This window comes from Pseudomonas baetica, from assembly GCF_019733355.1.
GTDB classification, from domain to species: Bacteria; Pseudomonadota; Gammaproteobacteria; order Pseudomonadales; family Pseudomonadaceae; genus Aquipseudomonas; species Aquipseudomonas baetica_A.
Genome location: NZ_JAIHLQ010000048.1, coordinates 18,749 through 42,265, shown reverse-complemented (window position 1 = coordinate 42,265; position 23,517 = coordinate 18,749). Strand labels below are relative to the sequence as shown.

The window sequence follows — 23,517 nt, the reverse complement described above, 5'->3', positions numbered from 1 at the left end:
ATATGGCGCAGCGGACGGGACTCGAACCCGCGACCCCCGGCGTGACAGGCCGGTATTCTAACCGACTGAACTACCGCTGCGTATCGCTTTGAGCTTGCGCTCAAGTAACTCGTTTTGACTGAAAGCTTCGGTGCTTTTCAATCTCGAACCAGACAATGCCTGACTCGTAAAATATGGCGCAGCGGACGGGACTCGAACCCGCGACCCCCGGCGTGACAGGCCGGTATTCTAACCGACTGAACTACCGCTGCGCGTCGGTGGAGGCACTTTCAGCCTACCTCTTGCTTTCGCAAGTTTCTCGGGGAGTGGTGGGTGATGACGGGATCGAACCGCCGACATTCTGCTTGTAAGGCAGACGCTCTCCCAGCTGAGCTAATCACCCGTTTGCATCTCCGAGGCCGCGAAATTTACGCAGGTAGCGAACCTAAGTCAATAGCAGGATTGAAGTTTTTCTGAAAAAGACAAAATTGAGTCAATCCCGAACAACGCATCAACCGTCAGACCGCTATCGCAAGCTGGCTCGCTCCCACAGAGAACGCGGCTTCGCTCCTTACTCCGTGTAAATCATCTTCTTGGTCATACCACCATCCACGACGAACTCCTGCCCGGTCACAAACCCGGCATTGCGCGACAGCAGCCACGCAACCATCGCCGCGACGTCCTCGACCGTCCCTACCCTGCCCGCCGGATGCTGGGCATGATCAGCATCGGCCAGAGGCTCGGCCCGACGCGCAGACGGATCCCGCGCATCGATCCAGCCCGGACTGACCGCATTGACGCGAATTTCCGGCCCCAGACTGATTGCCAACGCATGAGTCAGCGCCAACAAACCGCCCTTACTCGCAGCGTAGGCTTCAGTATCCGGCTCAGACTGACCGGCACGGGTCGACGCCAGATTGACGATCGAGCCGTTATGCGCGCGCAGATAGGGCGCACAATGCTTGGCCAACAACATCGGCCCACTGAGATTCACCGCCAGCACCCTATTCCAGTAAGCCAGATCCAGGCTTTCCAGGGTGATGTTGTGCGGATCAGCGACCGCCGCATTGCACACCAGTGCATCGAGACGCCCAAACTGCCCCAACACCTCAGCCACACCCAGCGCGACCTGGCTTTCCTCCGCCACATCCATGGCGATGAACCAGGCGTTCTCGCCCAGCACTTTCGCCACTTTCGACCCGCGCGACCGATCAAGATCCGTCAGCACGACCTGCCAGCCTTCGCTGATCAGCCAGGCAGCAATGCCCAGGCCGATTCCGCGCGCGGCACCCGTGACCAGCGCAACGCGGCCATGGGAACCCGCTTTCGGAGTGGACAACTCGATCACAACGCCGCCAGACCGCGCGCCAGGTCGGCTTGCAGGTCGACCACGTCTTCAAGGCCTACGGCGATACGGATCAGACTGTCACGGATGCCTGCTGCTTCACGCTCCTGCGGCGCGAGTCGGCCGTGAGAGGTGGTGCTCGGGTGAGTGATGGTGGTTTTGCTGTCGCCAAGGTTGGCCGTGATAGAAATCAACCGGGTTGCATCAATGAAGCGCCAAGCGCCCTCTTTGCCACCCTTGACCTCGAAACTCACTACCGCACCGAAACCCTTTTGCTGGCGCTGGGCCAACTCGTGCTGCGGATGGCTCTTGAGACCGGCGTAATGGACTTTTTCGATGCCGTCCTGCTGCTCCAGCCATTCAGCCAGTTGCTGAGCGTTGGCACAGTGCGCCTTCATCCGCAGGCTCAGGGTTTCCAGACCTTTGAGGAAGATCCACGCGTTGAACGGGCTCAGGGTTGGCCCGGCGGTACGCAGGAAACCGACGACCTCTTTCATCTGCTCGCTGCGACCAGCCACCACGCCGCCCATGCAACGGCCTTGGCCGTCGATGAATTTGGTCGCCGAGTGCACGACGATGTCCGCACCGAGCTTCAATGGCTGCTGCAACGCAGGCGTGCAGAAGCAGTTGTCGACCACCAGCATCGCGCCTTTGGCGTGAGCGATTTGCGCCAGCGCGGTGATATCCACCAACTCAGCCAGCGGATTGGAGGGCGACTCGACGAACAGTAATTTGGTATTGGGCTTGATCGCCGCATCCCAAGCCGAAAGTTCGGCCAAGGGTACGTAATCGACTTCAACGCCGAACCGCTTGAAGTACTTCTCGAACAGACTGATGGTCGAACCGAACACACTGCGCGATACCAAAACATGATCGCCGGCACTGCACAAACTCATCACCACCGCCATGATCGCAGCCATGCCCGTGGCAGTCGCAACTGCCTGCTCGGCGCTTTCCAGCGCCGCAATGCGCTCTTCAAACGCGCGCACAGTGGGGTTGGTGTAACGCGAGTAGACGTTGCCCGGCACTTCACCCGCAAACCGCGCAGCCGCGTCGGCAGCGGTGCGGAACACGTAGCTGGATGTAAAGAACATCGGATCACCGTGCTCACCTTCCGGCGTACGGTGCTGACCGGCACGTACGGCCAGGGTATCGAACGCTACGCCTTCGAGGTCGCTATCAAGCCGACCGGCATCCCATTCCTGACTCATGCTGTCACTCCTTGCCCTGTGCTGAATAAATGGAAGTCTTTTGCCAGATACAAAACCGGCCCCTCAGGGCCGGTAGAAACTCAGTTGTTGTACAGATCGATGATCGCACTGACCGCTTGGGTCTTGACCTTCGAGGCATCGTTGCGTGCCTGTTCGATCTTGTCCAGATAAGCCTCGTCGACGTCGCCGGTGACGTACTTGCCGTCGAACACCGCGCAATCGAAGGTTTCGATCTTGATCTTGCCGCCGCCGACCGCCTCGATCAAGTCAGGCAAGTCCTGATAGATCAGCCAGTCAGCACCGATCAGATCAGCCACATCCTGAGTCGAACGGTTGTGAGCGATCAATTCGTGAGCACTTGGCATGTCGATGCCGTACACGTTCGGGAATCGCACTGCTGGAGCGGCCGAGCAGAAGTAGACGTTTTTCGCGCCGGCTTCGCGGGCCATCTGGATGATCTGCTTGCAAGTGGTGCCACGAACAATCGAGTCGTCGACCAGCATCACGTTCTTGCCGCGGAATTCCAGCTCAATGGCATTGAGCTTCTGGCGTACCGACTTCTTGCGTGCAGCCTGACCCGGCATGATGAAAGTACGGCCGATGTAACGGTTCTTGACGAAACCTTCGCGGAACTTCACGCCCAGATGGTTAGCCAGCTCAAGCGCTGCAGTGCGGCTGGTGTCAGGAATCGGGATGACCACATCGATGTCGTGCTCTGGACGCTCACGCAGGATCTTCTCGGCGAGCTTCTCACCCATGCGCAGACGGGCCTTGTAAACCGACACACCATCGATGATCGAGTCAGGACGCGCCAGGTAGACGTGTTCGAAGATGCACGGGGTCAGGGACGGGTTGGTCGCACACTGACGGGTGTGCAGCTTGCCGTCTTCAGTGATGTAGACCGCTTCGCCCGGTGCCAGGTCGCGAATCAGAGTAAAGCCGAGCACATCCAGGGAAACGCTTTCCGAGGCGATCATGTACTCGACGCCTTCGTCAGTGTGACGCTGACCGAATACGATCGGGCGAATACCATGCGGGTCACGGAAACCGACGATGCCGTAACCGGTCACCATGGCCACGACGGCGTAACCGCCAACGCAACGGTTGTGCACGTCGGTGACAGCGGCAAACACGTCTTCTTCGGTCGGCTGAAGCTTGCCGCGCTGGGCCAGCTCGTGAGCGAACACGTTCAATAGCACTTCCGAGTCGGAACTGGTGTTGACGTGACGCAGATCGGATTCGTAGATCTCTTTGGCCAACTGCTCAACGTTGGTCAGGTTGCCGTTATGCGCCAAGGTGATGCCGTAAGGCGAGTTGACGTAAAACGGCTGAGCTTCGGCCGAAGTCGAGCTGCCCGCAGTCGGGTAGCGAACATGACCGATACCCATATGGCCAACCAGGCGCTGCATATGACGCTGATGAAACACGTCACGCACCAGACCATTATCCTTGCGCAAGAACAACCGGCCATCATGGCTGGTCACGATACCGGCAGCGTCCTGGCCGCGGTGCTGGAGCACGGTTAGCGCGTCATACAGCGCCTGATTGACGTTCGACTTACCGACGATACCGACGATGCCACACATGCGACGCAACCCCTACTTAATGGATCTGAACTGAACAACACTCACTGCGGCGTTTTGGCCGACGGCAAGAGCTGCTCCTTGAACGGAATATCAGCGGGTACGCTGATTCCGCTGGCAAGCCACTGACTGCTCCACCCGAGAATCAGGTTTTTGGACCAGTCGGCGACCAATAGAAACTTTGGCACGAGCTGTGATTCTTTCCACCACCCGTCCTGCTGTACCGGCCCCAGGCTCAACAGCCCGACCGCCACGACCACCAGCAACACGCCACGCGCAGCGCCGAAGGCCATGCCGAGGAATCGATCGGTCCCGGACAATCCGGTGACGCGAACCAACTCGCCGATAAGATAATTGATCATTGCGCCCACGATGAGTGTGGCGACAAACATGATGGCACAGCCCGCGATCACGCGAGCTGATGGGGTTTCGATGTATCCGGCGAGGTACTCGGACAGTGAGCCACCGAACATCCAGGCGACAGCTCCTGCGATGATCCAGGTCACCAGCGATAATGCTTCCTTGACGAAGCCGCGGCTCAAACTGATCAAAGCGGAGATGGCGATGATTGCAACGATCGCCCAGTCAACCCAGGTAAATGGCACAGTGCAGCCTACAGACGGATAAGGCGGCGCATTTTAGCAGAGCGCATGGCTGTCGGTAAGCTGCGATTGTCAGTGCTTTTCAATCAGCGTGATAGTTTTTAGCCGCGCTCAGGCTGGAAGCGCACGACAAAACCCTTGAGGTTCTGCTGGCGACTCAACAAATCACGCAGACGATCGGCTTCCGCGCGCTCGATCAGAGGCCCGACGAACACCCGATTCTTGCCGTCGGCAGAACGGATGTAGGCGTTGTACCCCTGGCTGCGCAGGGTTTTCTGCAGGCTTTCGGCATTGGCACGGCTCGACAGGCTAGCCAGTTGCACCGACCAGCTCACCGACAGACCATTGGCATCGACGCGACTCTGCGAAGTGTCAGGCTTGGTCGGCGCTGCAGCAATAGGCTGAGAAGGCGCAGGAATCGGCTTGGCCACGGGTGCCGGAGTCGGCTTGGCGACTGGCGCCGAAGCCACAGGTGCCGGTGCAATCGGCGCAGAAGGCGCCGCCTGATCGGCGACCTCCTCATCACTTGGTACAGGCTCTTGCGGCAAGTCTTGCGGCTCAGGCACGGCAACCGGCTCCAACTGCACTTGCGGCACGACAGGCGCTTGCGGAGCAGCTGGCGCATCAACCGTGACCTGGCGCTGCTCATCCTGACGGGAAAACAGCATCGGCAGGAAAATCACCGCCAGCGCCACCAACACCAGAGCACCGACCATGCGTTGCTTGTACGCTTTATCCAGCAAAGCCATTTGCCGCTTCCTCCGTGGAGCGCCGGGCCAGCCATTCAAGGGCCTCGGCGACACAATAAAATGATCCGAACAACAGAATCTCGTCGTCGCTTGTGGCCACTGCACACTGCCCTTCAAGAGCGGCGGCGACACTACCGTATGACGTGACGGATGCGCCAAGGTTCTGCAATGCCGCGTGTAATTCATTCACCGGGCGAGCACGCGGCGAATCGAGCGGCGCCACAGCCCAGCGCTCGACACTAGCATTCAATTCGCCGACAACACCATCCAGATCCTTGTCCGCCAGCAAACCGAATACCGCCAGACGTTTGCCAAGCGGAGGCCGCGAAGCCAGACGACGAGCCAGATACTCGGCCGCATGCGGATTGTGACCGACATCCAGCAACAGATTCAGGCGCTTGCCGTTCCACTCGAACGCGCGACGATCCAGACGCCCAACCACACGAGTCGCCTGCAAGGCCGTCGCGATCTGCGACGCATTCCACGGCAAACCAAGCAATAGATAAGCCTGCAACGCCAGCGCGGCGTTTTCCATCGGCAGATCGAGCAGTGGCAGATCGTGCAACTCGACAACACAGCCCTGCGCGTCAGTCCCGCGCCACTGCCAATGCTGATCAGTGATACCGAGGTCAAAATCGCGCCCACGCAGAAAGAACGGGCACACCAGTTCGCGGGCCTTGTCGAGCAACGGTTGCGGTGGATTCAGGTCGCCACACAAGGCAGGCTTGCCCTGGCGGAAGATGCCGGCCTTCTCGAAGGCCACAGACTCGCGTGTATCACCTAGGTAATCGGCGTGATCAACGCCAATGCTGGTCACCAGTGCGATATCGGCGTCCACCACATTGACCGTATCCAGACGCCCGCCCAGACCGACTTCAAGCACCACAGCGTCAAGCCCGGCCTGCTGAAACAACCAGAACGCCGCGAGCGTGCCCATTTCGAAGTAAGTCAGGGAAGTGTCGCCGCGCCCAGCCTCTACGGCAGCAAAGGCCTCGCACAACTGCGAATCAGTGGCTTCAACGCCATTGAGTTGCACCCGCTCGTTATAACGCAGCAGGTGCGGAGAATTGTAGACACCAACACTCAGGCCCTGCGCCCGTAGCAAAGAAGCCACAAAAGCGCAGGTCGAACCCTTGCCGTTAGTGCCGGTAACCGTAATCACCCTAGTCGCCGGCTGGCCCAGCCCCATGCGGGACGCTACCTGTTGCGAACGCTCCAGCCCCATGTCGATGGCCGATGGATGCAACTGCTCAAGGTAGGCGAGCCACTCGCCAAGGGTGCGCTCGGTCATAGGTTGGCAGGCACCGGCGGAACCACGATTGGCTCGATTGGCGCTGCGACGAACACCGGCGTCGGCTTGCCGGTCATTTGTGCCAGCAGGTTACCCAGACGTGGGCGCAGTTCCTGACGGTGGATGATCATGTCGATCGCACCGTGCTCCAGCAAGAACTCGCTACGCTGGAAGCCTTCCGGCAGTTTTTCGCGCACGGTCTGCTCGATAACGCGCGGGCCGGCGAAACCGATCAGAGCTTTCGGCTCACCGACGATCACGTCGCCGAGCATGGCCAGACTGGCTGAAACGCCGCCGTAGACCGGATCGGTCAGCACGGAGATGAACGGGATGCCTTCTTCACGCAGACGCGCCAGCACAGCAGAAGTCTTGGCCATCTGCATCAAAGAGATCAGCGCCTCCTGCATACGCGCACCGCCGGAGGCGGCGAAGCAGATCATCGGGCAACGATTTTCCAGCGCGTAGTTGGCAGCACGCACGAAACGCTCACCGACGATGGCGCCCATGGAACCGCCCATGAAGCTGAATTCAAACGCCGAAACCACCACCGGCATACCCAGCAGGGTGCCGCTTACGGAGATCAGTGCATCTTTTTCACCGGTCTGCTTCTGCGCACCGGTCAGGCGATCCTTGTACTTCTTGCCGTCGCGGAATTTCAGACGGTCAACCGGCTCCAGATCGGCGCCCAACTCATTGCGACCTTCAGCATCGAGAAAGATGTCGATGCGCGCCCGTGCGCCGATGCGCATGTGGTGGTTGCACTTGGGGCAAACGTCCAGGGTCTTTTCCAGCTCCGGACGGTACAGCACAGCCTCGCAGGACGGGCATTTGTGCCACAGACCTTCAGGCACCGAGCTCTTCTTGACCTCCGAGCGCATGATCGAAGGGATCAGTTTGTCTACTAACCAGTTGCTCATGCTTTCTTTCTCCAGTACCGGCGGCCCGAACGCTCTGGTTCGCAGCCCCGCGTATGCCCTTCAGCTAAATTCATGTGTGTGGCGATGATTGGTGGGGCGCCGGGCCAGCAATACTGACCTTCGTACAACCCAAAAACCCTCAGCCTCGCCTGCTTTGTGCAAGTGCATTGATGGACGGCGGCAGACTGCCAGCCGTCACATCAATATGGAGCTTTGCGTACCGCGTTGATGAACGCCCGAATCCTTGCATGATCCTTGATGCCTTTGCTCGCTTCTACCCCACCGCTGACGTCCACAGCGTAAGGCCGAACCCGCGCCACGGCGTCTGCAATGTTCTCGGGGGTCAACCCGCCCGCCAGAATCAGCGGCTTGCTCAAACCCTGAGGAATCAATGACCAGTCGAACGCCTCGCCGGTTCCGCCGGGCACTCCCTCGACATAGGTGTCGAGCAGTACGCCGCTGGCGGTAGGATAGGCGTTGCAGGCGGCAGCAATGTCGTCACCGGCCTTGACCCGTAATGCCTTGATGTAAGGACGATGCCAGCTTTCGCACTCATCCGCCGTTTCATCACCATGGAACTGCAACAGATCCAACGGCACGGCATCGAGGATTTCCCCAAGCTCGCAGCGACTGGCGTTGACGAACAGGCCCACAGTGGTCACAAACGGCGGCAATGCCTTGATGATCGCCCGCGCCTGCTGCACGGTCACCGCGCGCGGGCTCTTGGCGTAGAACACGAATCCGATCGCATCCGCCCCAGCCTCAACAGCGGCCAACGCGTCTTCTATGCGGGTAATCCCGCAAATCTTGCTGCGAACGGCTGACATGTCGATAAAAACTCCGAGGCAAATCCGGGAAAGTCCCGGATGGTAACAAAAGCGTTCGAGGGCGTCAGCCGTCAAGTTCCGAGAAACCCGTCAGGAAATGCGGCCCGACAAAACGCTCGGGCAACGGGAACTCATCGTGGTACTCGACCTGCACCAGATACAGACCATACGGATGCGCCGTCACGCCCCCCGAACGACGTTCGCGGCTTTCCAGCACTTCCTTCATCCATTCAACCGGGCGCTCGCCCGCGCCGATGGTCATCAGCACGCCAGCGATGTTGCGCACCATGTGGTGCAGGAAAGCATTGGCGCGGATATCGAGCACGATCATCTTGCCGTGACGGGTCACGCGCAGGTGATGCATCTTCTTGATTGGCGACTTGGCCTGGCACTGGCCTGCACGGAACGCGCTGAAATCATGGGTGCCGATCAAGTATTGCGCGGCCTCGGCCATGCGCTCGACATCCAGCGGACGGTGATTCCAGGTGATTTCTTCATTGAGATGCGCCGGACGGATCTGATCGTTGTAGATCACATAGCGATAACGCCGGGCAATGGCTTTGAACCGCGCATGAAAGTGCGCCGGCATCACCTTGGCCCAACTGACGCTGATGTCGTGGGGCAGATTGATGTTGGCGCCCATGACCCAGGCTTTCAGCGAGCGATCGACTTGAGTGTCGAAATGCACCACCTGCCCACAGGCATGTACGCCCGCGTCGGTACGCCCGGCGCATTGTAGCGAAACCGGCGAGTTGGCGACTTTCGACAAAGCTTTTTCGAGGGCTTCCTGCACCGTAGCCACACCGGTGGACTGACGCTGCCAGCCACTGTAGCGCGAGCCTTTGTATTCAACGCCCAACGCGATGCGGTAAAAGCCGTCGGGCGCCATTTCGGCGACCGGGTTATCTATGTTTGCCAAGGTGGGACAGCCTGCTGTTTTTGCAAAGGCGGGCATTATAAGGCTGTGAAGCGGGGATGCCAGTGAGTTCTCTGCCGACCGGCCCAGCCTCTTCGCGAGCAAGCCTGCACACGATTGAAATGCATTCCAACTGTGGCAGGCTTGCTTGCGAAGACGGCCGATCAAACACCACCGAATCCAACCCAAACAAAAACGGCAGCCTCAACGGGCTGCCGCTTTGTTAACCGCTAATGGCTGAATCAAACCAGGTTCGACAGCATTTCCTTGGCCTCGCCGCGCTGCTTCTCGTCACCCTCGGTCAATACTTCATTGAGGATGTCGCGCGCACCGTCGCTGTCGCCCATGTCGATGTAAGCCTGTGCCAGATCGAGCTTGGTTGCTGCTTCGTCGGTGCCGGCGAGGAAGTCGAAATCGTCTTCGCCCAGATCCCCACCCAGCGCCGCGTCAGCTTCGGTGAACGTTGGCTCGGCAATGCTCTGCGAAAGACGATCCAGCTCGGCATTGACGTCATCGAGTTCAGCAGCGAACGCATCCGGTTCAGCGGCTGGATTACTATCCATCTCGTCAGACAGTGACAGATCGAAATCGGCTGGCAGCTCCAGATCATCCTGCGGCACGTCAGCAACAACCGGCGGCTCGACCGGCGGCAGATCCTTCACGCCTTCATCAAGATCCAGCAGGAAGTCGTCATCGGCCAATGCGGCCGTGGACGGGGCTGGCTCGGCACCAAGATCCAGATCCAGATCGAAATCCGACAGGTCATCCAGGTTCTCTTTGATTTCGGTCTGCTGTTGCAGCACCGACTCAAAACTCAGGTCGTCGTCTGACGGGAACTCGTCGAGCTCAACGGGCGCTTGCGGCTCAATGACGGGCGCAGGCTCCACCGGGGTAATGTTGTCGAGGTCATCCAGACTCAGATCAAACGTGCTGTCCAGATCATCTTCCACAGGTGCCGGCGCAGGCTCTTGCGGCTCATCCAGCAGCAAGTCTTTGACGTATTGCGCATCCAGTTCGGCGGCGACAGCGGCAGCCGCCAGACCGGCCGTAGCCGCTACCGCCATGGCCGGGAAGCGGCTTTTCAGCTCTTCAACCTTGGCGAAGTTGTCGCCATTGGCCACCAATTGACGCTCCTGACCCACGAACGCATCGCGGTCGCCCTGCTGACCGTAGACTTCCATCAACTTCAGACGCAGGTCACTGCGCTGCGGCTCGAGGCTGACGCCCTCTTCCAGCAATGCAGCAGCCTGGTTCAGGCGACCGGCACTGATGTGCGACTGAGCCTTGTCCAGCACATCATCGGAACGCTCGGCTGCCGGCGCAACCAGTGGCGCGGCGATAGGTTCGGCCATCACGATAGGCGCCACTACTGGCGCTGGAGTTGGCGCCGGAGCCGGTGTATTGAGTTTGACGCTCGCGGCAGGCACTTCCAGACCTTCGAAGCTGCTTTCCGGCAGATCCTGCTCGGCGGAGAAGTCTTGCTCATCGGCCAGAGCACGGGCCATGCGCACATGTTTATCGGCTTCTTGCTGGGCTTTGCGGCGACGGGCCAACAGCAGCAGCAAGAGCAGTAGAACGACGGCACCGCCACCGACCAGGCCCAGCAGGACCGGATTGGTCAGCAGTTCGTTGAATGTCTTCTCGTCATCGACAGCCGGCTTCGGCTCGACAACCGGAGTCTCTGCCGGCATATCAACCGGCGGCGCAATAGCCGATTCCGGGGTCGGAGAGGCCGATGCAGCTTCTGCTGGCGTGGCCGCAGGCGTAGCAGCCAACTCGGCGGTGATGGCCGGAACCGGTACAACAGCAGGATTCACGGCTGGCGCAGCGCCAGGTCCTTCGGCCTGCATTTTTGCCAGTTGATTGTTCTTGAGCTCGATCAAGCGTTGCAGCTTGTCCAGTTGGCTTTGCAGATCAGCCATGCGGCTTTTCAGTTCCTCATTGTCACGACGAGTCGTGTCGAGGCTTTCCTGAGTGACCGCGAGCTTATTGCTCAAGGCCTTGGCATCGCCTGCCGGGCCTTTACCGCGCGCCTTCGCGCTTTCGGCTGAAACAAGGCTCAGTTTGTCTTCGGCATTCGGCGCAGCACCGGTATTGGCGCGACCACGTTTGGTCGCATCAAGCTGTTGCTGACCCGTGCCAGGCTTGGCCACATAGCGACGCCCCTGACGCCAGGCTTCGTTCTGCGCTGCAACTTCAGCGATGGCCTTGGACTGCGGCAGCGCAGTGCTTTGCACCGAGTCCGGCAAGCGCAGCACCTGACCGGTTTTCAGCAGGTTGATGTTGCCGCCAATGAACGCGTCCGGGTTAAGCGCCTGAATCGCCAGCATGGTCTGCTGCACCGAACCACCGCTGCGCGCCTTCGCCGCGATTTCCCACAGGGTATCGCGTGGCGTAGTGGTGTACTGGGCTGGATGCGTTGCGCCAGTGGTCGGCGCGGTGATGGTTTGCGACGGCGCCGGTTGCGCGGCGGCATCAGCGGTCTGCGGCGAGAACTTCGACGGATCGAGCAGCACGCTGTAATCACGCAGCAGGCGGCCATTGGGCCACATCACCTGCACGAGGAATTTGACCATCGGCTCCGACAACGGCTTGCTCGACGTCACACGCAGTACGCTTTTACCGCTGGCGTTGAGTACCGGGGTAAAGATCAGATCGTTTAGAAAGGCCTGACGATCGACGCCTGCCTTGGCGAAATCTTCAGGGGAAGCCAGGCTCGGTACCACTTCGGCAGCGGTGAGGTCCTTGACGTCGAGCAACTCGATCTCGGCCTCCAGCGGCTGGTTCAGGGTCGACTTCAGGGTCAGCTCCCCGAGCCCGAGGGCATGCGCCATACCGGAGGACAGCGCCGAGGCGGCCGCTATTGCTAACACCAGTTTGCGAACTTGAACCATAGCCTCATCCTTTGTTTGAACGTTCCTCGGCCAGCGAGAAGATGTTGATTGCCGCTGCCGTAAGGCATTGCGCGCGACGACGACAGATGCCGCGCGCGATCATTTCATTGATGCCCCGGAAGGTCCCGGAGGGTGACACGTCGTCAAGCGCTTCGGGCAAGCATAGCGCTCACCTAGAATCGGTCGACAAATTGTTGCCAAGTATCTTTTACAGCAGGTCTTTTATCAACAATTCAGCCACCTGCACAGCGTTAAGGGCTGCACCTTTGCGTACGTTATCTGACGTCAGCCACAGATTAAGTTCCGCCGGGTCGTCGACACCACTGCGCACGCGACCGACATAGACAACGTCCTGCCCTACCGCGTCACCGACTGCTGTCGGGTAATCACCGGCTTCAACCAGCTCGATTCCCGGCGCATCTTCGAGTGCAGCGTTGATTTTTTCCAGGTCGACAGCCTTTGCTGACTGCAAGGTCACGCTAAGGCTATCGCCAAAAAACACCGGGGCTTGAACGCAAGTTGCGGAAATCTTTAATAAAGGCTGGGCCAGCACCTGACGCAACTCGCGCACCAGACGTTTTTCCAGCAGCGTATGGCCCGCTGCGTCAGGTGTGCCGACCTGAGCCAGTAGGTTGAACGCCATCTGCCGGTCAAAGAATGTGGGCTCCAGCGGACGCATGTTCAGCAGTTCGGCGGTCTGTCGCGCCAACTCGCTGACCGCTTCGCGACCTTGGGCGGAAACGGCCAGATTGGCGGTGACATTCACGTATTGCAGGTCGATCAGATCACGCAGCGGCGCCAGCACCACGGCGAGCGTGGTAGCCGACGGACTCGGGCTGCTGACCTGAAACGGCGCTTTCAAACCGGTAAGCACATCGGCGTTGGCTTCCGGCACCACTTGCGGCGCTTGATCGGCCGACAAGGCGCCGGACAGGTCGATCAGCGAGCAACCGGCGGCATGGGCGCGAGCGGCGTAGCTCAGGGTGATGGCCGGGCCGGCGGCGAAGAACACCAGTTTGACCTTGCTGAAATCGAACTCATCGACTTCGCGCACGCGCACATTCTTGTTACGGAACAGCACAGAGCTGCCGGCAGACTCGCTGCTGGCCAGCAGGTGCAGGTTGCCGACCGGGAAGTCGCGCTCTTCGAGAATCTGTACGAGGGTTTCGCCGACAGTACCGGTGGCGCCGATCACGGCAATATCTAGGGTCTGGGTCATGGTGCGGCCTCTGGCGAAACGGGGGGAGCGGCACTTTACCGGGTGACCGCCATGCAGGCAATTTCTGCAGGATTTGTGGTAGCCGTTCGGACGCCTTCGCGAGCAAGCCCGCCCCCATACTTGAGACTCATTCCCATGTGGGAGCGGACTTGCTCGCGAAGAGGCCGGCACAGTCACCCGAAAAACTTCAGGCATAAAAAAACCCGCACCTCCCACAAGGCACGGGTTCTTTCACAGCCTCAAGCGATCAACGCTCCAGCAGGATCCGCAACATGCGACGCAGCGGTTCAGCCGCGCCCCATAGCAGTTGGTCGCCGACGGTGAAGGCGCCGAGGAACTGCGAACCCATGTTCAGTTTGCGCAGACGACCGACCGGAACATTCAGGGTGCCAGTGACCTTGGTTGGGCTCAGCTCCTGCATGCTGATTTCGCGCTGGTTTGGTACCAGTTTGACCCAAGGGTTGTGCTGGCTGATCAGCCCTTCGATGTCGGCGATCGGCACGTCTTTGTTCAGCTTGATGGTCAGCGCCTGGCTGTGGCAACGCATGGCGCCGATGCGCACGCAGATGCCATCGACCGGGATCGGGCTCTTGAAGCGACCGAGAATCTTGTTGGTTTCGGCCTGGGCCTTCCACTCTTCGCGGCTCTGACCGTTCGGCAGTTCCTTGTCGATCCACGGGATCAGGCTGCCGGCTAGCGGTACGCCGAAGTTCTCGGTCGGGTACGCGTCGCTGCGCATGGCTTCGGCGACACGACGGTCGATGTCGAGGATCGCGCTGGCCGGATCGGCCAGTTGATCGGCAACGGCAGCGTGGGTCGCGCCCATCTGCTTGATCAGCTCACGCATGTTCTGCGCGCCGGCACCGGAAGCGGCCTGATAGGTCATGGCGCTCATCCACTCGACCAGACCTGCCTCAAACAGGCCGCCCAGGCCCATGAGCATCAGGCTGACGGTGCAGTTGCCGCCGATGTAGTTCTTGGTGCCCGCATCCAGTTGCTGGTCGATGACCTTGCGGTTGACCGGATCGAGAATGATGACCGCGTCATCGTTCATACGCAGGCTGGAAGCCGCGTCGATCCAGTAACCCTGCCAGCCGGCTTCGCGCAGCTTCGGGAACACTTCGCTGGTGTAGTCGCCGCCCTGGCAGGTCAGAATCACGTCGAGGGTCTTCAGCTCATCAATGCTGTAAGCGTCCTTGAGCGGAGCAATGTCCTTGCCCACAGACGGGCCTTGGCCACCGACATTGGACGTGGTGAAAAACACCGGCTCGATTAGATCGAAATCCTGCTCTTCCAGCATCCGCTGCATGAGCACGGAACCGACCATCCCGCGCCAACCGATCAGACCTACACGTTTCATCGCAACTACACCTTTTTGAAAAGTGGGCCGCTGCTTTGTATTGAATTTCGCAGCGGGCCGGAGAGATTACAGATTCCGCAGCGCAGCGACTACTGCGTCACCCATTTCCTGCGTACCGACTTTGGTGCAACCGGCCGAATAAATGTCGCCGGTGCGCAACCCTTGATCGAGCACGACGCTGACGGCGTTTTCGATGGCATCGGCCGCATCATGCAGATTGAAGCTGTAACGCAGCATCATCGACACCGACAGAATGGTCGCCAACGGGTTGGCGATGCCTTTGCCTGCGATGTCCGGGGCCGAGCCGTGGCAAGGCTCGTACATGCCCTTGTTGTTGGAGTCCAGCGAGGCCGACGGCAACATGCCGATAGAGCCGGTGAGCATCGACGCCTCGTCGGACAGGATGTCGCCGAACAGGTTATCGGTGACAATCACGTCGAACTGCTTCGGCGCACGCACCAATTGCATGGCGGCGTTGTCGACGTACATGTGGCTCAGTTCGACTTCCGGGTAATCCTTGGCCACCTGCTCGACCACTTCACGCCACAGTTGGCTGGACGCCAGCACGTTGGCCTTGTCCACCGAGCACAGCTTCTTGCCGCGCACCATGGCCATGTCGAAACCGACGCGGGCGATGCGGCGGATTTCGCTTTCGCTGTACGGCAGAGTGTCGTAGGCCTGACGCTCGCCGTTTTCCAGCGTGCGGGTGCCACGAGGCGCGCCAAAGTAGATGCCGCCAGTCAACTCACGGACGATCAGGATGTCCAGACCGGCAACGATTTCCGGCTTCAGGCTCGACGCGTCGGCCAACTGCGGATAGAGGATCGCCGGACGCAGGTTGCCGAACAGGCCCAGTTGCGCACGGATTTTCAGCAGACCGCGCTCAGGACGGATGTCACGCTCAATGGTGTCCCATTTCGGGCCACCGACGGCGCCCAGCAGCACGGCGTCGGCGGCACGGGCGCGGTCGAGGGTTTCGTCGGCCAGCGGCACGCCGTGTTTGTCGATGGCGGCGCCACCGATCACGTCATGGCTCAGCTCGAAGCCCAGGTTGTACTTTTCGTTGGCCAACTCCAGCACCTTGACCGCTTCGGCCATGATTTCCGGACCAATACCATCACCTGGGAGAATCAGAATCTGCTTGCTCATGCTTTCCTCATGTCTTCAGTCGGTGCGCCGTTTACTGGCACTCCCGGAAAAATTCTTATTTCTCGGCCATCAGCACGATGACATCTGTGCTGAACGAACCATCGGCCGCAATCTCGAAATATTCGCGCACTTCGTTGCCCATCGACTGCTGCAACTGGCGGATCGCTGCGCGCATCACTTCAGGTGTGCGCATGCGCTCAACCCAACTGCTGTACTCCAGCCGCAGACGCTGCCGCGTGGTGCTGCGGGTATGCAGCCCGGCTTCGCTGACCTGTCGCAACCACTCGCCGGCGGAATAATCGCGGACATGACTGGTGTCGCGCAGCACTTCGACGCTTTGCAGGTAAGTGTCGAACAGCGGACTGCCCGGTGACAACACATCGACAAAGGCCGCCACGCCACCCGGCTTCAGCACCCGGCGCACTTCGCGCAAGGCCGCGCCAAGATCGCTCCAGTGATGCGCCGAATAACGGCTGAACACGAAGTCGAACTCGCCATCGGCAAACGGCAGACGCTCAGCGGCGCCGTTGACCGTGGCAATGTTGCTCAGGCCGCGATCAACGGCAGCGGCCGCGACCACATCGAGCATTTGCTGCGACAGATCGTAAGCGACCACGTCCTTGACCAGCGATGCGACGTGAAAACTCACATGACCTGCACCACAACCCAAGTCCAGCACCCGCGCCCCGCCCTGCCCGACCAGTTCAGCCTGTAGCAGTGCAAACTCAGTGCCTTGCGCGTGAACGGCGCTACTCAGGTAGGCGGCGGCCTGTTCACCGAATTGCTTTTGAACGACCTGAGTGTGCTGGGCGGTGCTGGTCATGGGGACCTCCTTTTGGTTTTAGCCTTGTATTGCCTGGACTGCCGCCTTCGGGAGCAAGCCCCCTCCCACCCTGGATTTGTGGCCTGTACAACAACCCTGTGGGAGGGGGCTTGCTCCCGAAGAGGCCGGCCCTGACTGCATCAATCTCGAATCAATCACGCGTCGCGGAACAACCAAGGCTGGCTAACCCGATGCTTGGCCTCAAACGTCGCAATCGCATCACCGTCCTGCAAGGTCAAACCGATATCGTCCAGACCGTTCAACAGGCAATGCTTGCGGAACGCATCGATCTCAAAGCTATACACCTTGCCATCCGGACGGGTCACGGTCTGCGCGTGCAGATCGACCTGCAATTGATAGCCCGGCTCGGCCTCGACCTGTTTGAACAGTTCGTCGACTTCAGCGTCGCTCAAAATGATCGGCAGCAAGCCGTTCTTGAAGCTGTTGTTGAAGAAGATGTCGGCGTAACTCGGCGCGATGATGCTGCGAAAACCGTACTCTTCCAGCGCCCACGGCGCGTGTTCACGGCTGGAGCCGCAACCGAAGTTCTCGCGGGCCAGCAATACGCTGGCGCCTTGATAACGCTCGGCGTTGAGAACGAAGTCCTTGTTCAGAGGGCGCTTGGAGTTGTCCTGATACGGCTGCCCCACATCCAGGTAACGCCACTCGTCGAACAGGTTAGGGCCGAAACCGGTGCGTTTGATCGATTTCAAGAACTGCTTCGGAATGATCTGATCGGTGTCGACGTTGGCACGATCCAAGGGCGCGACAAGACCTGTGTGCTGGGTGAAAGCTTTCATGCTGCGCTCCTTAAATCAATTCACGAACGTCGATGAAACGACCGTTCACCGCTGCCGCAGCAGCCATGGCCGGGCTGACGAGGTGGGTACGGCCACCGGCGCCTTGACGGCCTTCGAAGTTACGGTTGGACGTCGAGGCGCAATGTTCGCCGGACTCCAAACGATCCGGGTTCATTGCCAGGCACATCGAGCAACCCGGCTCACGCCATTCAAAACCGGCTTCGAGGAAAATCTTGTCCAGACCTTCGGATTCAGCCTGCGCTTTCACCAGACCCGAACCCGGCACCACGATCGCTTGCTTGATGGTCGAAGCGACTTTACGGCCCTTGGCGATCACGGCCGCCGCGCGCAAGTCTTCAATCCGCGAGTTGGTGCAGGAACCGATGAACACGCGATCGAGCTGAATGTCAGTAATCGCCTGATTGGCAGTCAACCCCATGTATTTCAAGGCCCGGACAATCGAGTCGCGTTTGACCAGATCCATTTCTTTGGCCGGGTCAGGCACGTTCTGATCAACGGCCAGGACCATTTCCGGCGAAGTCCCCCAACTGACTTGCGGCTTGATCTGCGTAGCGTCGAGTTCAACCACGGTGTCGAACTTGGCGTCGGCGTCGGAAACCAGCTCTTTCCAGGCTTCAACCGCCATGTCCCACTGCGCGCCTTTGGGTGCGAATGGGCGACCTTTGACGTAGTCGACCGTCTTTTGATCCGCCGCCACCAGACCCACGCGGGCGCCGGCCTCGATGGACATGTTGCAGATGGTCATGCGGCCTTCGACGGACAAGTCGCGGATCGCGCTGCCGGCAAATTCGATGGCATGGCCGTTACCGCCGGCGGTGCCGATCTTGCCGATCACGGCAAGGACGATGTCCTTGGCGGTCACGCCGAACGGCAATTGGCCTTCGACGCGCACCAGCATGTTTTTCATTTTCTTGGCGACCAGGCACTGGGTGGCGAGCACGTGCTCGACCTCGGAAGTGCCGATACCGTGAGCCAATGCGCCGAATGCGCCGTGGGTCGAGGTATGGGAGTCACCGCACACAACCGTCATGCCCGGCAAGGTCGCGCCCTGCTCCGGGCTGATCACATGGACGATGCCTTGGCGGACGTCATTCATCTTGAACTCGACGATGCCGTACTCATCACAGTTGTCATCGAGGGTCTGAACCTGCAAACGCGAGACCTGGTCGGCGATGGCTTCAATGCCGCCCTTGCGCTCCGGAGTCGTCGGTACGTTGTGGTCCGGGGTCGCGATGTTGGCATCGATACGCCACGGCTTGCGCCCGGCCAGACGCAGGCCTTCGAAGGCTTGCGGCGAAGTCACTTCGTGAATGATGTGACGATCGATGTAGATCAGCGCCGAGCCATCGTCGCGCTGCTTGACCAAATGCGAATCCCAGAGCTTGTCGTAGAGCGTTTTGCCGGCCATCAGACGGTTCCTCATCAGCTTGTTTCTATGCCCTGGGCTTATCAATAACCCTTTGGCTTGTGAGGCCGATCCTATGGGGTTAGATTAAATAACTCAAATTCATATTTTTTATGCTTTGGATAACCAACTGGAATACGAACATGGATCTGGCCAACCTCAACGCTTTTATTGCAATTGCCGAGACTGGAAGCTTCTCCGGCGCCGGTGAACGCCTGCACCTGACGCAACCGGCCATCAGCAAGCGCATTGCCGGACTGGAGCAGCAATTAAAGGTTCGCCTGTTCGACCGACTGGGCCGTGAAGTCGGCCTGACCGAGGCCGGCCGCGCCCTGCTGCCACGGGCTTATCAGATCCTCAACGTGCTGGACGACACCCGCCGCGCCCTGACCAACCTGACCGGCGAAGTCAGCGGCCGCCTGACCCTGGCCACCAGTCACCACATCGGCCTGCACCGCCTGCCACCGTTATTAAGAGAGTTCACCCGCCGTTACCCACAGGTCGCGCTGGATATTCAGTTCCTCGATTCGGAAGTGGCCTACGAGGAAATCCTCCACGGGCGCGCGGAACTGGCGGTCATCACCCTGGCGCCCGAGCCTCATTCGCTGGTCAAGGCCACACCTGTCTGGGACGATCCGCTGGATTTTGTCGTCGCCCCGGAACACTCGCTGATCAGCAACGGCCCCATCAGCCTTGAGGACATTGCCCGTCATCCGGCAGTTTTCCCCGGCGGAAATACCTTCACACACCATATTGTGCAGCGCTTGTTCGAGGCCCAAGGGCTGACGCCGAACATCGCCATGAGCACCAACTATCTGGAAACCATCAAGATGATGGTTTCTATCGGCCTTGCCTGGAGCGTCTTGCCGCGCACCATGCTCGATGAACAGGTGGCAAGCATCGCATTGCCGGGCATACAGCTCAGCCGCCAGCTAGGCTATATCTTGCACACCGAACGGACGCTATCGAATGCGGCAAGAGCATTTATGGCTTTATTGGACGCACAAATCGATCTGCCAGGGACTCTTGGCTAACTTGTGCTACTCCTATAGAGCCGCTGTCCCTGTGCCTAACGCCACCATCAGCTCAAGGCCCGTTAACGATGCCCAAGTCTGTTGACCGAATTCCGCCGATGCCGCGCATTCAAGCCATTGACCCGCGTCATTCCGAGCAGAGCTGGGAGAGCGCGCCGCAATTGCTGGCCGCGCTCAATGGCGCAAGGCTCGGCGCCTGGTACTGGGACATCGAACGCGGGCAGATCAGTTGGTCGCGGGGGACGCAGGCGTTGTTCGGTTTCGATCCGCGCCAGCCGTTACCGGAAGACCTCGAATACCTTGACCTGTTGCCACCGGAAGACCGGGCAAAAACCGTTCGCGCCTTCCACGCGGTGATCGCCGGAGCGCCGCTGGAACAGGCGATGCATCACCGCATACGCTGGCCCGATGGCAGCCTCCATTGGCTGGAGGTCAGCGGAAGTCTGCTCCCGGACAAAAACGGCCGCCCCCGAATGATCGGGGTGATTCGTGAAATCACCCACCAACGACAACGCGAACAGGCCCTGAGCAGCTCGGAAAAACGTTTCGCCACGCTGTTTCACCTGTGTCCGAACATGGTTTTACTGACGCGCCAGGAAGACGGCCTGATCAGCGAAGCCAACCAGTATTTCGAAAGCCTGTTCGGCTGGCCGGTGCAGAGCGCGATTGGCCGCACCACGCTGGAACTGGGCCTGTGGGTGCGTCCGGAGGAACGGGCCGAACTGGTGAAGAAAACCAAGGCCAAGGGCGAGCTGATCAGCATGGAAGTGCAGTTTCGCGCCAGCAACGGTCAGGTCCATGACGGCATTCTCAGCGCGCAGAAAGTCGAACTCGAAGGCCAGCCTTATCTGCTGAGCACCTTCCTGGACACCACCGAACGCAAAGCCGCCGAACACGCATTGAAGGACAGCCAGGAACGCCTCGACCTGGCGCTGGACTCGGCACAACTCGGCACCTGGGATTGGCACATCCCCAGCGGCATGCTGTACGGCTCGGCGCGGGCCGCGCAATTGCACGGCCTGGAGCCGAAACCGTTTCATGAATCGTTCGACGAGTTTTTCGAAGGCGTGCCCGGCGAAGAGCGCGACAGTATGCGCGATGCCTACCGCAGCCTGCGCGAAGGCCCGGCGGGCAATTATCAACTGACGTACCGCGTACAGCTCCCGGACGGGAGTTCACGCTATCTGGAAAGCCGCGCGCGCCTCTATCGCGACGAAAACGGCGCCCCGCTGCGCATGGCCGGCACGTTGCTGGACATCACCGACCAGGTCGAGCGCGAGCAACGACTGGTCGCGTCGGAAGAGAAATTCGCCACGCTGTTTCAGGTCAGCCCCGATCCGATCTGCGTTACGCGCCAGGACAGCGGCGAGTTCATCGAGATCAATTCAAGCTTCAGCCAAACGTTCGGCTGGAGCGCCGTTGATATCATTGGCCACACCGCCGAAGAGATCGGCCTGTGGGATGCTTCGGCGAAAAGCCTGCAACGTATCGAACGGGTGATCCGCGAACAGGGCCTGAGCAATGTGGCGATCATCGTCCAGCACAAGGACGGCCAATCGCTGACCTGCGTGATTTCCAGTCGCCAGATCAGCGTTGGCAATCAACCGTGCATCGTCACCACGCTGCGCGACATCACCCAGCAGCAACGTTCGGAAGCGGCGCTCAAAGCCAGCGAAGAGAAGTTTGCCAAGGCGTTTCACTCCAGCCCCGATGCGATCACCATCACCGAGCGCGATACCGGGCGCTATCTGGAGGTCAACGACGGTTTCTGTCGCCTCACCGGTTATCGCGCCGATGAAGTCGTGGGCAAAACCGCCTATCAGGTGGGCATCTGGGCCGAAGAAAAACAGCGCTCGGCGTTGCTTGCCGAATTACAGATCAAGGGCCGCGTGCATCACCAGGAAATGCTCGGGCGCAACAAGCGCGGGGAATTGCTGACGGTAGAAGTCTCGGTCGAACCCATCACCCTGAATGAAACCGCGTGCCTGCTGCTCACCGCTCGGGACGTCAGCCTGCTGAAAAACGCTGAAGCACAAATCCGCCACCTGGCTTACCACGATCCGCTGACCAACCTGCCCAATCGCGCCCTGCTGATGGATCGCCTGAGCCAGCAGATCGCCTTGCTCAAACGCCACAATTTGCGTGGCGCGTTGCTGTTTCTCGATCTGGATCACTTCAAGCACATCAACGATTCGCTCGGCCACCCGGTCGGCGATACGGTACTGAAGATCATCACCGCCCGCCTCGAAGCCAGCGTACGCATGGAGGACACAGTCGCCCGTCTGGGCGGCGATGAGTTCGTAGTGCTGCTCAGCGGCTTGGAAGGCACGCGCAGTGAAGTCAGCACTCAGGTGCGCGAACTGGCCGACACGCTCCGTGAACTGCTATCGGAGCCGATGTTCCTCGACGGCCAGCGCCTGCAAGTCACGCCGAGCATTGGCGTGGCGCTGATTCCTGACCACGGCTCGACCCCGACCGACCTGCTCAAACGCGCCGACATTGCCCTGTACCGGGCCAAGGATTCCGGGCGCAACACCACGCAGATGTATCACCACACCATGCAGAAAGCCGCCAGCGAACGACTGCGCATGGAGACCGACTTGCGCCTGGCGTTGTCTCGCGGCGAATTCAACGTACATTTTCAACCGCAGATCGACGCTCGGGACAACCGCATCATCGGCGCCGAAGCGCTGGTACGCTGGAATCACCCGGAACTCGGCGCACAGTCTCCCGCCGAATTCATCAAAGTGCTGGAGGATAGCGGCCTGATTCTGGAAGTTGGCACCTGGATACTCGACGAGGCCTGCGAGGCATTCAAAGCGTTGATCACCCTGAAACTGGTTGATCCGCTTAACTTCAGCCTGTGCGTCAACATCAGCCCCAGGCAGTTCCGGCAGAACGACTTTGTCGAGCGCATTGAACACAGCATGGCCAGCCACAGCCTGCCCTGCTCGCTGCTGAAACTGGAAATCACCGAAGGCATCGTCATCCAGAACCTGGAAGACACCATCAGCAAAATGCGTCGCTTGAAAAAACTCGGCGTGAGCTTCGCCATGGACGACTTTGGTACGGGTTATTCGTCGCTGACTTACCTCAAGCGCTTGCCGGTGGACACGCTGAAAATCGACCAGTCGTTCATCCGCGATGCAACCACCGACCCAAACGACGCCGAGATCATCCGTGCCATCGTCGCCATGGCTCGCAGCCTGCAACTGGAAGTGATTGCCGAAGGCGTGGAAACCCCCGAGCAACTGGCATTCCTGCAAGGCCTGGGCTGCCATTTGTATCAAGGTTACCTGCACAGTCGGCCGCTGCCGCTGGAGGATTTGAAAAAGCTGCTGCCATGAAGCGCGCAGGTTGCAACAGAGCGGCAATTGCCAGTGCTGACAGCA

The 23,517-nt window shown here is 59.9% G+C and carries 18 protein-coding genes and 3 tRNA genes; 2 read left to right on the top strand and 19 right to left on the bottom strand.

Annotation, left to right across the window (positions count from 1 at the left end):
- Positions 1–3: 3 nt before the first annotated feature.
- The 19 genes from K5E40_RS29710 to leuC all read right to left on the bottom strand — a co-directional run bounded on the left by K5E40_RS29710 (position 4) and on the right by leuC (position 19,094).
- Positions 4–80 (bottom strand) — tRNA-Asp (locus K5E40_RS29710).
- Positions 81–174: 94 nt separating this feature from the next.
- A tRNA-Asp gene (locus K5E40_RS29705) sits at positions 175–251 on the bottom strand.
- Between the two features lie 55 nt (positions 252–306).
- Positions 307–382: transfer RNA gene (locus K5E40_RS29700), tRNA-Val, on the bottom strand.
- 168 nt (positions 383–550) lie between these two features.
- Positions 551–1,327, bottom strand: coding sequence for an SDR family oxidoreductase (locus K5E40_RS29695; protein WP_221733785.1), 777 nt, complete (start codon positions 1,325–1,327; stop codon positions 551–553).
- Positions 1,324–2,535, bottom strand: coding sequence for an O-succinylhomoserine sulfhydrylase (locus tag K5E40_RS29690; protein WP_221733784.1), 1,212 nt, complete (start codon positions 2,533–2,535; stop codon positions 1,324–1,326). Before K5E40_RS29690 ends, K5E40_RS29695 begins: the two co-directional genes overlap by 4 nt.
- An 80-nt stretch (positions 2,536–2,615) precedes the next feature.
- Complete coding sequence (gene purF / locus K5E40_RS29685) at positions 2,616–4,121, bottom strand: amidophosphoribosyltransferase (RefSeq protein ID WP_221733783.1); 1,506 nt, start codon at positions 4,119–4,121, stop codon at positions 2,616–2,618.
- A gap of 41 nt (positions 4,122–4,162) precedes the next feature.
- The gene (locus K5E40_RS29680) at positions 4,163–4,723 is read right to left on the bottom strand and encodes a CvpA family protein (protein WP_039771589.1); all 561 of its coding nucleotides are present in this window, start codon (positions 4,721–4,723) and stop codon (positions 4,163–4,165) included.
- 98 nt (positions 4,724–4,821) lie between these two features.
- Complete coding sequence (locus K5E40_RS29675; RefSeq protein WP_221733782.1) at positions 4,822–5,469, bottom strand: SPOR domain-containing protein; 648 nt, start codon at positions 5,467–5,469, stop codon at positions 4,822–4,824.
- The gene (folC, locus tag K5E40_RS29670; RefSeq protein ID WP_221733781.1) at positions 5,453–6,760 is read right to left on the bottom strand and encodes a bifunctional tetrahydrofolate synthase/dihydrofolate synthase; all 1,308 of its coding nucleotides are present in this window, start codon (positions 6,758–6,760) and stop codon (positions 5,453–5,455) included. The genes K5E40_RS29675 and folC overlap by 17 nt, the downstream gene beginning before the upstream one ends.
- Positions 6,757–7,677, bottom strand: a complete 921-nt coding sequence (gene accD / locus K5E40_RS29665; protein WP_221733780.1) for an acetyl-CoA carboxylase, carboxyltransferase subunit beta — start codon at positions 7,675–7,677, stop codon at positions 6,757–6,759. Before accD ends, folC begins: the two co-directional genes overlap by 4 nt.
- Positions 7,678–7,877: 200 nt before the next feature.
- Positions 7,878–8,504 (bottom strand): phosphoribosylanthranilate isomerase, encoded by a 627-nt coding sequence (locus K5E40_RS29660; RefSeq protein ID WP_221733779.1) that lies wholly within the window; start codon positions 8,502–8,504, stop codon positions 7,878–7,880.
- Between the two features lie 64 nt (positions 8,505–8,568).
- Positions 8,569–9,393, bottom strand: coding sequence for a tRNA pseudouridine(38-40) synthase TruA (gene truA, locus K5E40_RS29655; RefSeq protein WP_221733787.1), 825 nt, complete (start codon positions 9,391–9,393; stop codon positions 8,569–8,571).
- A 269-nt stretch (positions 9,394–9,662) separates the two neighbouring features.
- Positions 9,663–12,314 (bottom strand): FimV/HubP family polar landmark protein, encoded by a 2,652-nt coding sequence (locus K5E40_RS29650; RefSeq protein ID WP_221733778.1) that lies wholly within the window; start codon positions 12,312–12,314, stop codon positions 9,663–9,665.
- 208 nt (positions 12,315–12,522) lie between these two features.
- Entirely contained in the window at positions 12,523–13,533 is a 1,011-nt protein-coding gene (locus K5E40_RS29645) for an aspartate-semialdehyde dehydrogenase (protein WP_221733777.1), read from the bottom strand.
- A gap of 247 nt (positions 13,534–13,780) precedes the next feature.
- Entirely contained in the window at positions 13,781–14,893 is a 1,113-nt protein-coding gene (gene asd / locus K5E40_RS29640) for an aspartate-semialdehyde dehydrogenase (protein WP_221733776.1), read from the bottom strand.
- Positions 14,894–14,959: 66 nt separating this feature from the next.
- A complete protein-coding gene (leuB, locus tag K5E40_RS29635; RefSeq protein WP_221733775.1) occupies positions 14,960–16,042 on the bottom strand; it encodes a 3-isopropylmalate dehydrogenase in 1,083 nt (360 codons plus the stop codon).
- 55 nt (positions 16,043–16,097) lie between these two features.
- Positions 16,098–16,865, bottom strand: a complete 768-nt coding sequence (locus K5E40_RS29630) for a class I SAM-dependent methyltransferase (RefSeq protein WP_221733774.1) — start codon at positions 16,863–16,865, stop codon at positions 16,098–16,100.
- A gap of 155 nt (positions 16,866–17,020) precedes the next feature.
- Complete coding sequence (gene leuD / locus K5E40_RS29625; protein WP_221733773.1) at positions 17,021–17,665, bottom strand: 3-isopropylmalate dehydratase small subunit; 645 nt, start codon at positions 17,663–17,665, stop codon at positions 17,021–17,023.
- Positions 17,666–17,675: 10 nt separating this feature from the next.
- Positions 17,676–19,094 (bottom strand): 3-isopropylmalate dehydratase large subunit, encoded by a 1,419-nt coding sequence (gene leuC / locus K5E40_RS29620; protein ID WP_221733772.1) that lies wholly within the window; start codon positions 19,092–19,094, stop codon positions 17,676–17,678.
- Between the two features lie 140 nt (positions 19,095–19,234).
- Here leuC and K5E40_RS29615 point away from each other — a divergent pair, with 140 nt between their 5' ends.
- Both K5E40_RS29615 and K5E40_RS29610 read left to right on the top strand, forming a co-directional pair.
- Entirely contained in the window at positions 19,235–20,125 is an 891-nt protein-coding gene (locus tag K5E40_RS29615) for a LysR family transcriptional regulator (RefSeq protein ID WP_221733771.1), read from the top strand.
- Positions 20,126–20,193: 68 nt separating this feature from the next.
- Positions 20,194–23,472 (top strand): PAS domain S-box protein, encoded by a 3,279-nt coding sequence (locus tag K5E40_RS29610; protein WP_221733770.1) that lies wholly within the window; start codon positions 20,194–20,196, stop codon positions 23,470–23,472.
- Positions 23,473–23,517: the final 45 nt, after the last annotated feature.

Coding starts and splice junctions, on each gene's coding strand:
- K5E40_RS29690 (WP_221733784.1), bottom strand. CDS start 2,535: ATGAGTCAGGAATGGGATGCCGGTCGGCTTGATAGCGACCTCGAAGGC.
- purF (WP_221733783.1), bottom strand. CDS start 4,121: ATGTGTGGCATCGTCGGTATCGTCGGTAAGTCGAACGTCAATCAGGCG.
- K5E40_RS29675 (WP_221733782.1), bottom strand. CDS start 5,469: ATGGCTTTGCTGGATAAAGCGTACAAGCAACGCATGGTCGGTGCTCTG.
- folC (WP_221733781.1), bottom strand. CDS start 6,760: ATGACCGAGCGCACCCTTGGCGAGTGGCTCGCCTACCTTGAGCAGTTG.
- accD (WP_221733780.1), bottom strand. CDS start 7,677: ATGAGCAACTGGTTAGTAGACAAACTGATCCCTTCGATCATGCGCTCG.
- K5E40_RS29660 (WP_221733779.1), bottom strand. CDS start 8,504: ATGTCAGCCGTTCGCAGCAAGATTTGCGGGATTACCCGCATAGAAGAC.
- truA (WP_221733787.1), bottom strand. CDS start 9,393: ATGGCGCCCGACGGCTTTTACCGCATCGCGTTGGGCGTTGAATACAAA.
- K5E40_RS29650 (WP_221733778.1), bottom strand. CDS start 12,314: ATGGTTCAAGTTCGCAAACTGGTGTTAGCAATAGCGGCCGCCTCGGCG.
- K5E40_RS29645 (WP_221733777.1), bottom strand. CDS start 13,533: ATGACCCAGACCCTAGATATTGCCGTGATCGGCGCCACCGGTACTGTC.
- asd (WP_221733776.1), bottom strand. CDS start 14,893: ATGAAACGTGTAGGTCTGATCGGTTGGCGCGGGATGGTCGGTTCCGTG.
- leuB (WP_221733775.1), bottom strand. CDS start 16,042: ATGAGCAAGCAGATTCTGATTCTCCCAGGTGATGGTATTGGTCCGGAA.
- K5E40_RS29630 (WP_221733774.1), bottom strand. CDS start 16,865: ATGACCAGCACCGCCCAGCACACTCAGGTCGTTCAAAAGCAATTCGGT.
- leuD (WP_221733773.1), bottom strand. CDS start 17,665: ATGAAAGCTTTCACCCAGCACACAGGTCTTGTCGCGCCCTTGGATCGT.
- leuC (WP_221733772.1), bottom strand. CDS start 19,094: ATGGCCGGCAAAACGCTCTACGACAAGCTCTGGGATTCGCATTTGGTC.
- K5E40_RS29615 (WP_221733771.1), top strand. CDS start 19,235: ATGGATCTGGCCAACCTCAACGCTTTTATTGCAATTGCCGAGACTGGA.
- K5E40_RS29610 (WP_221733770.1), top strand. CDS start 20,194: ATGCCCAAGTCTGTTGACCGAATTCCGCCGATGCCGCGCATTCAAGCC.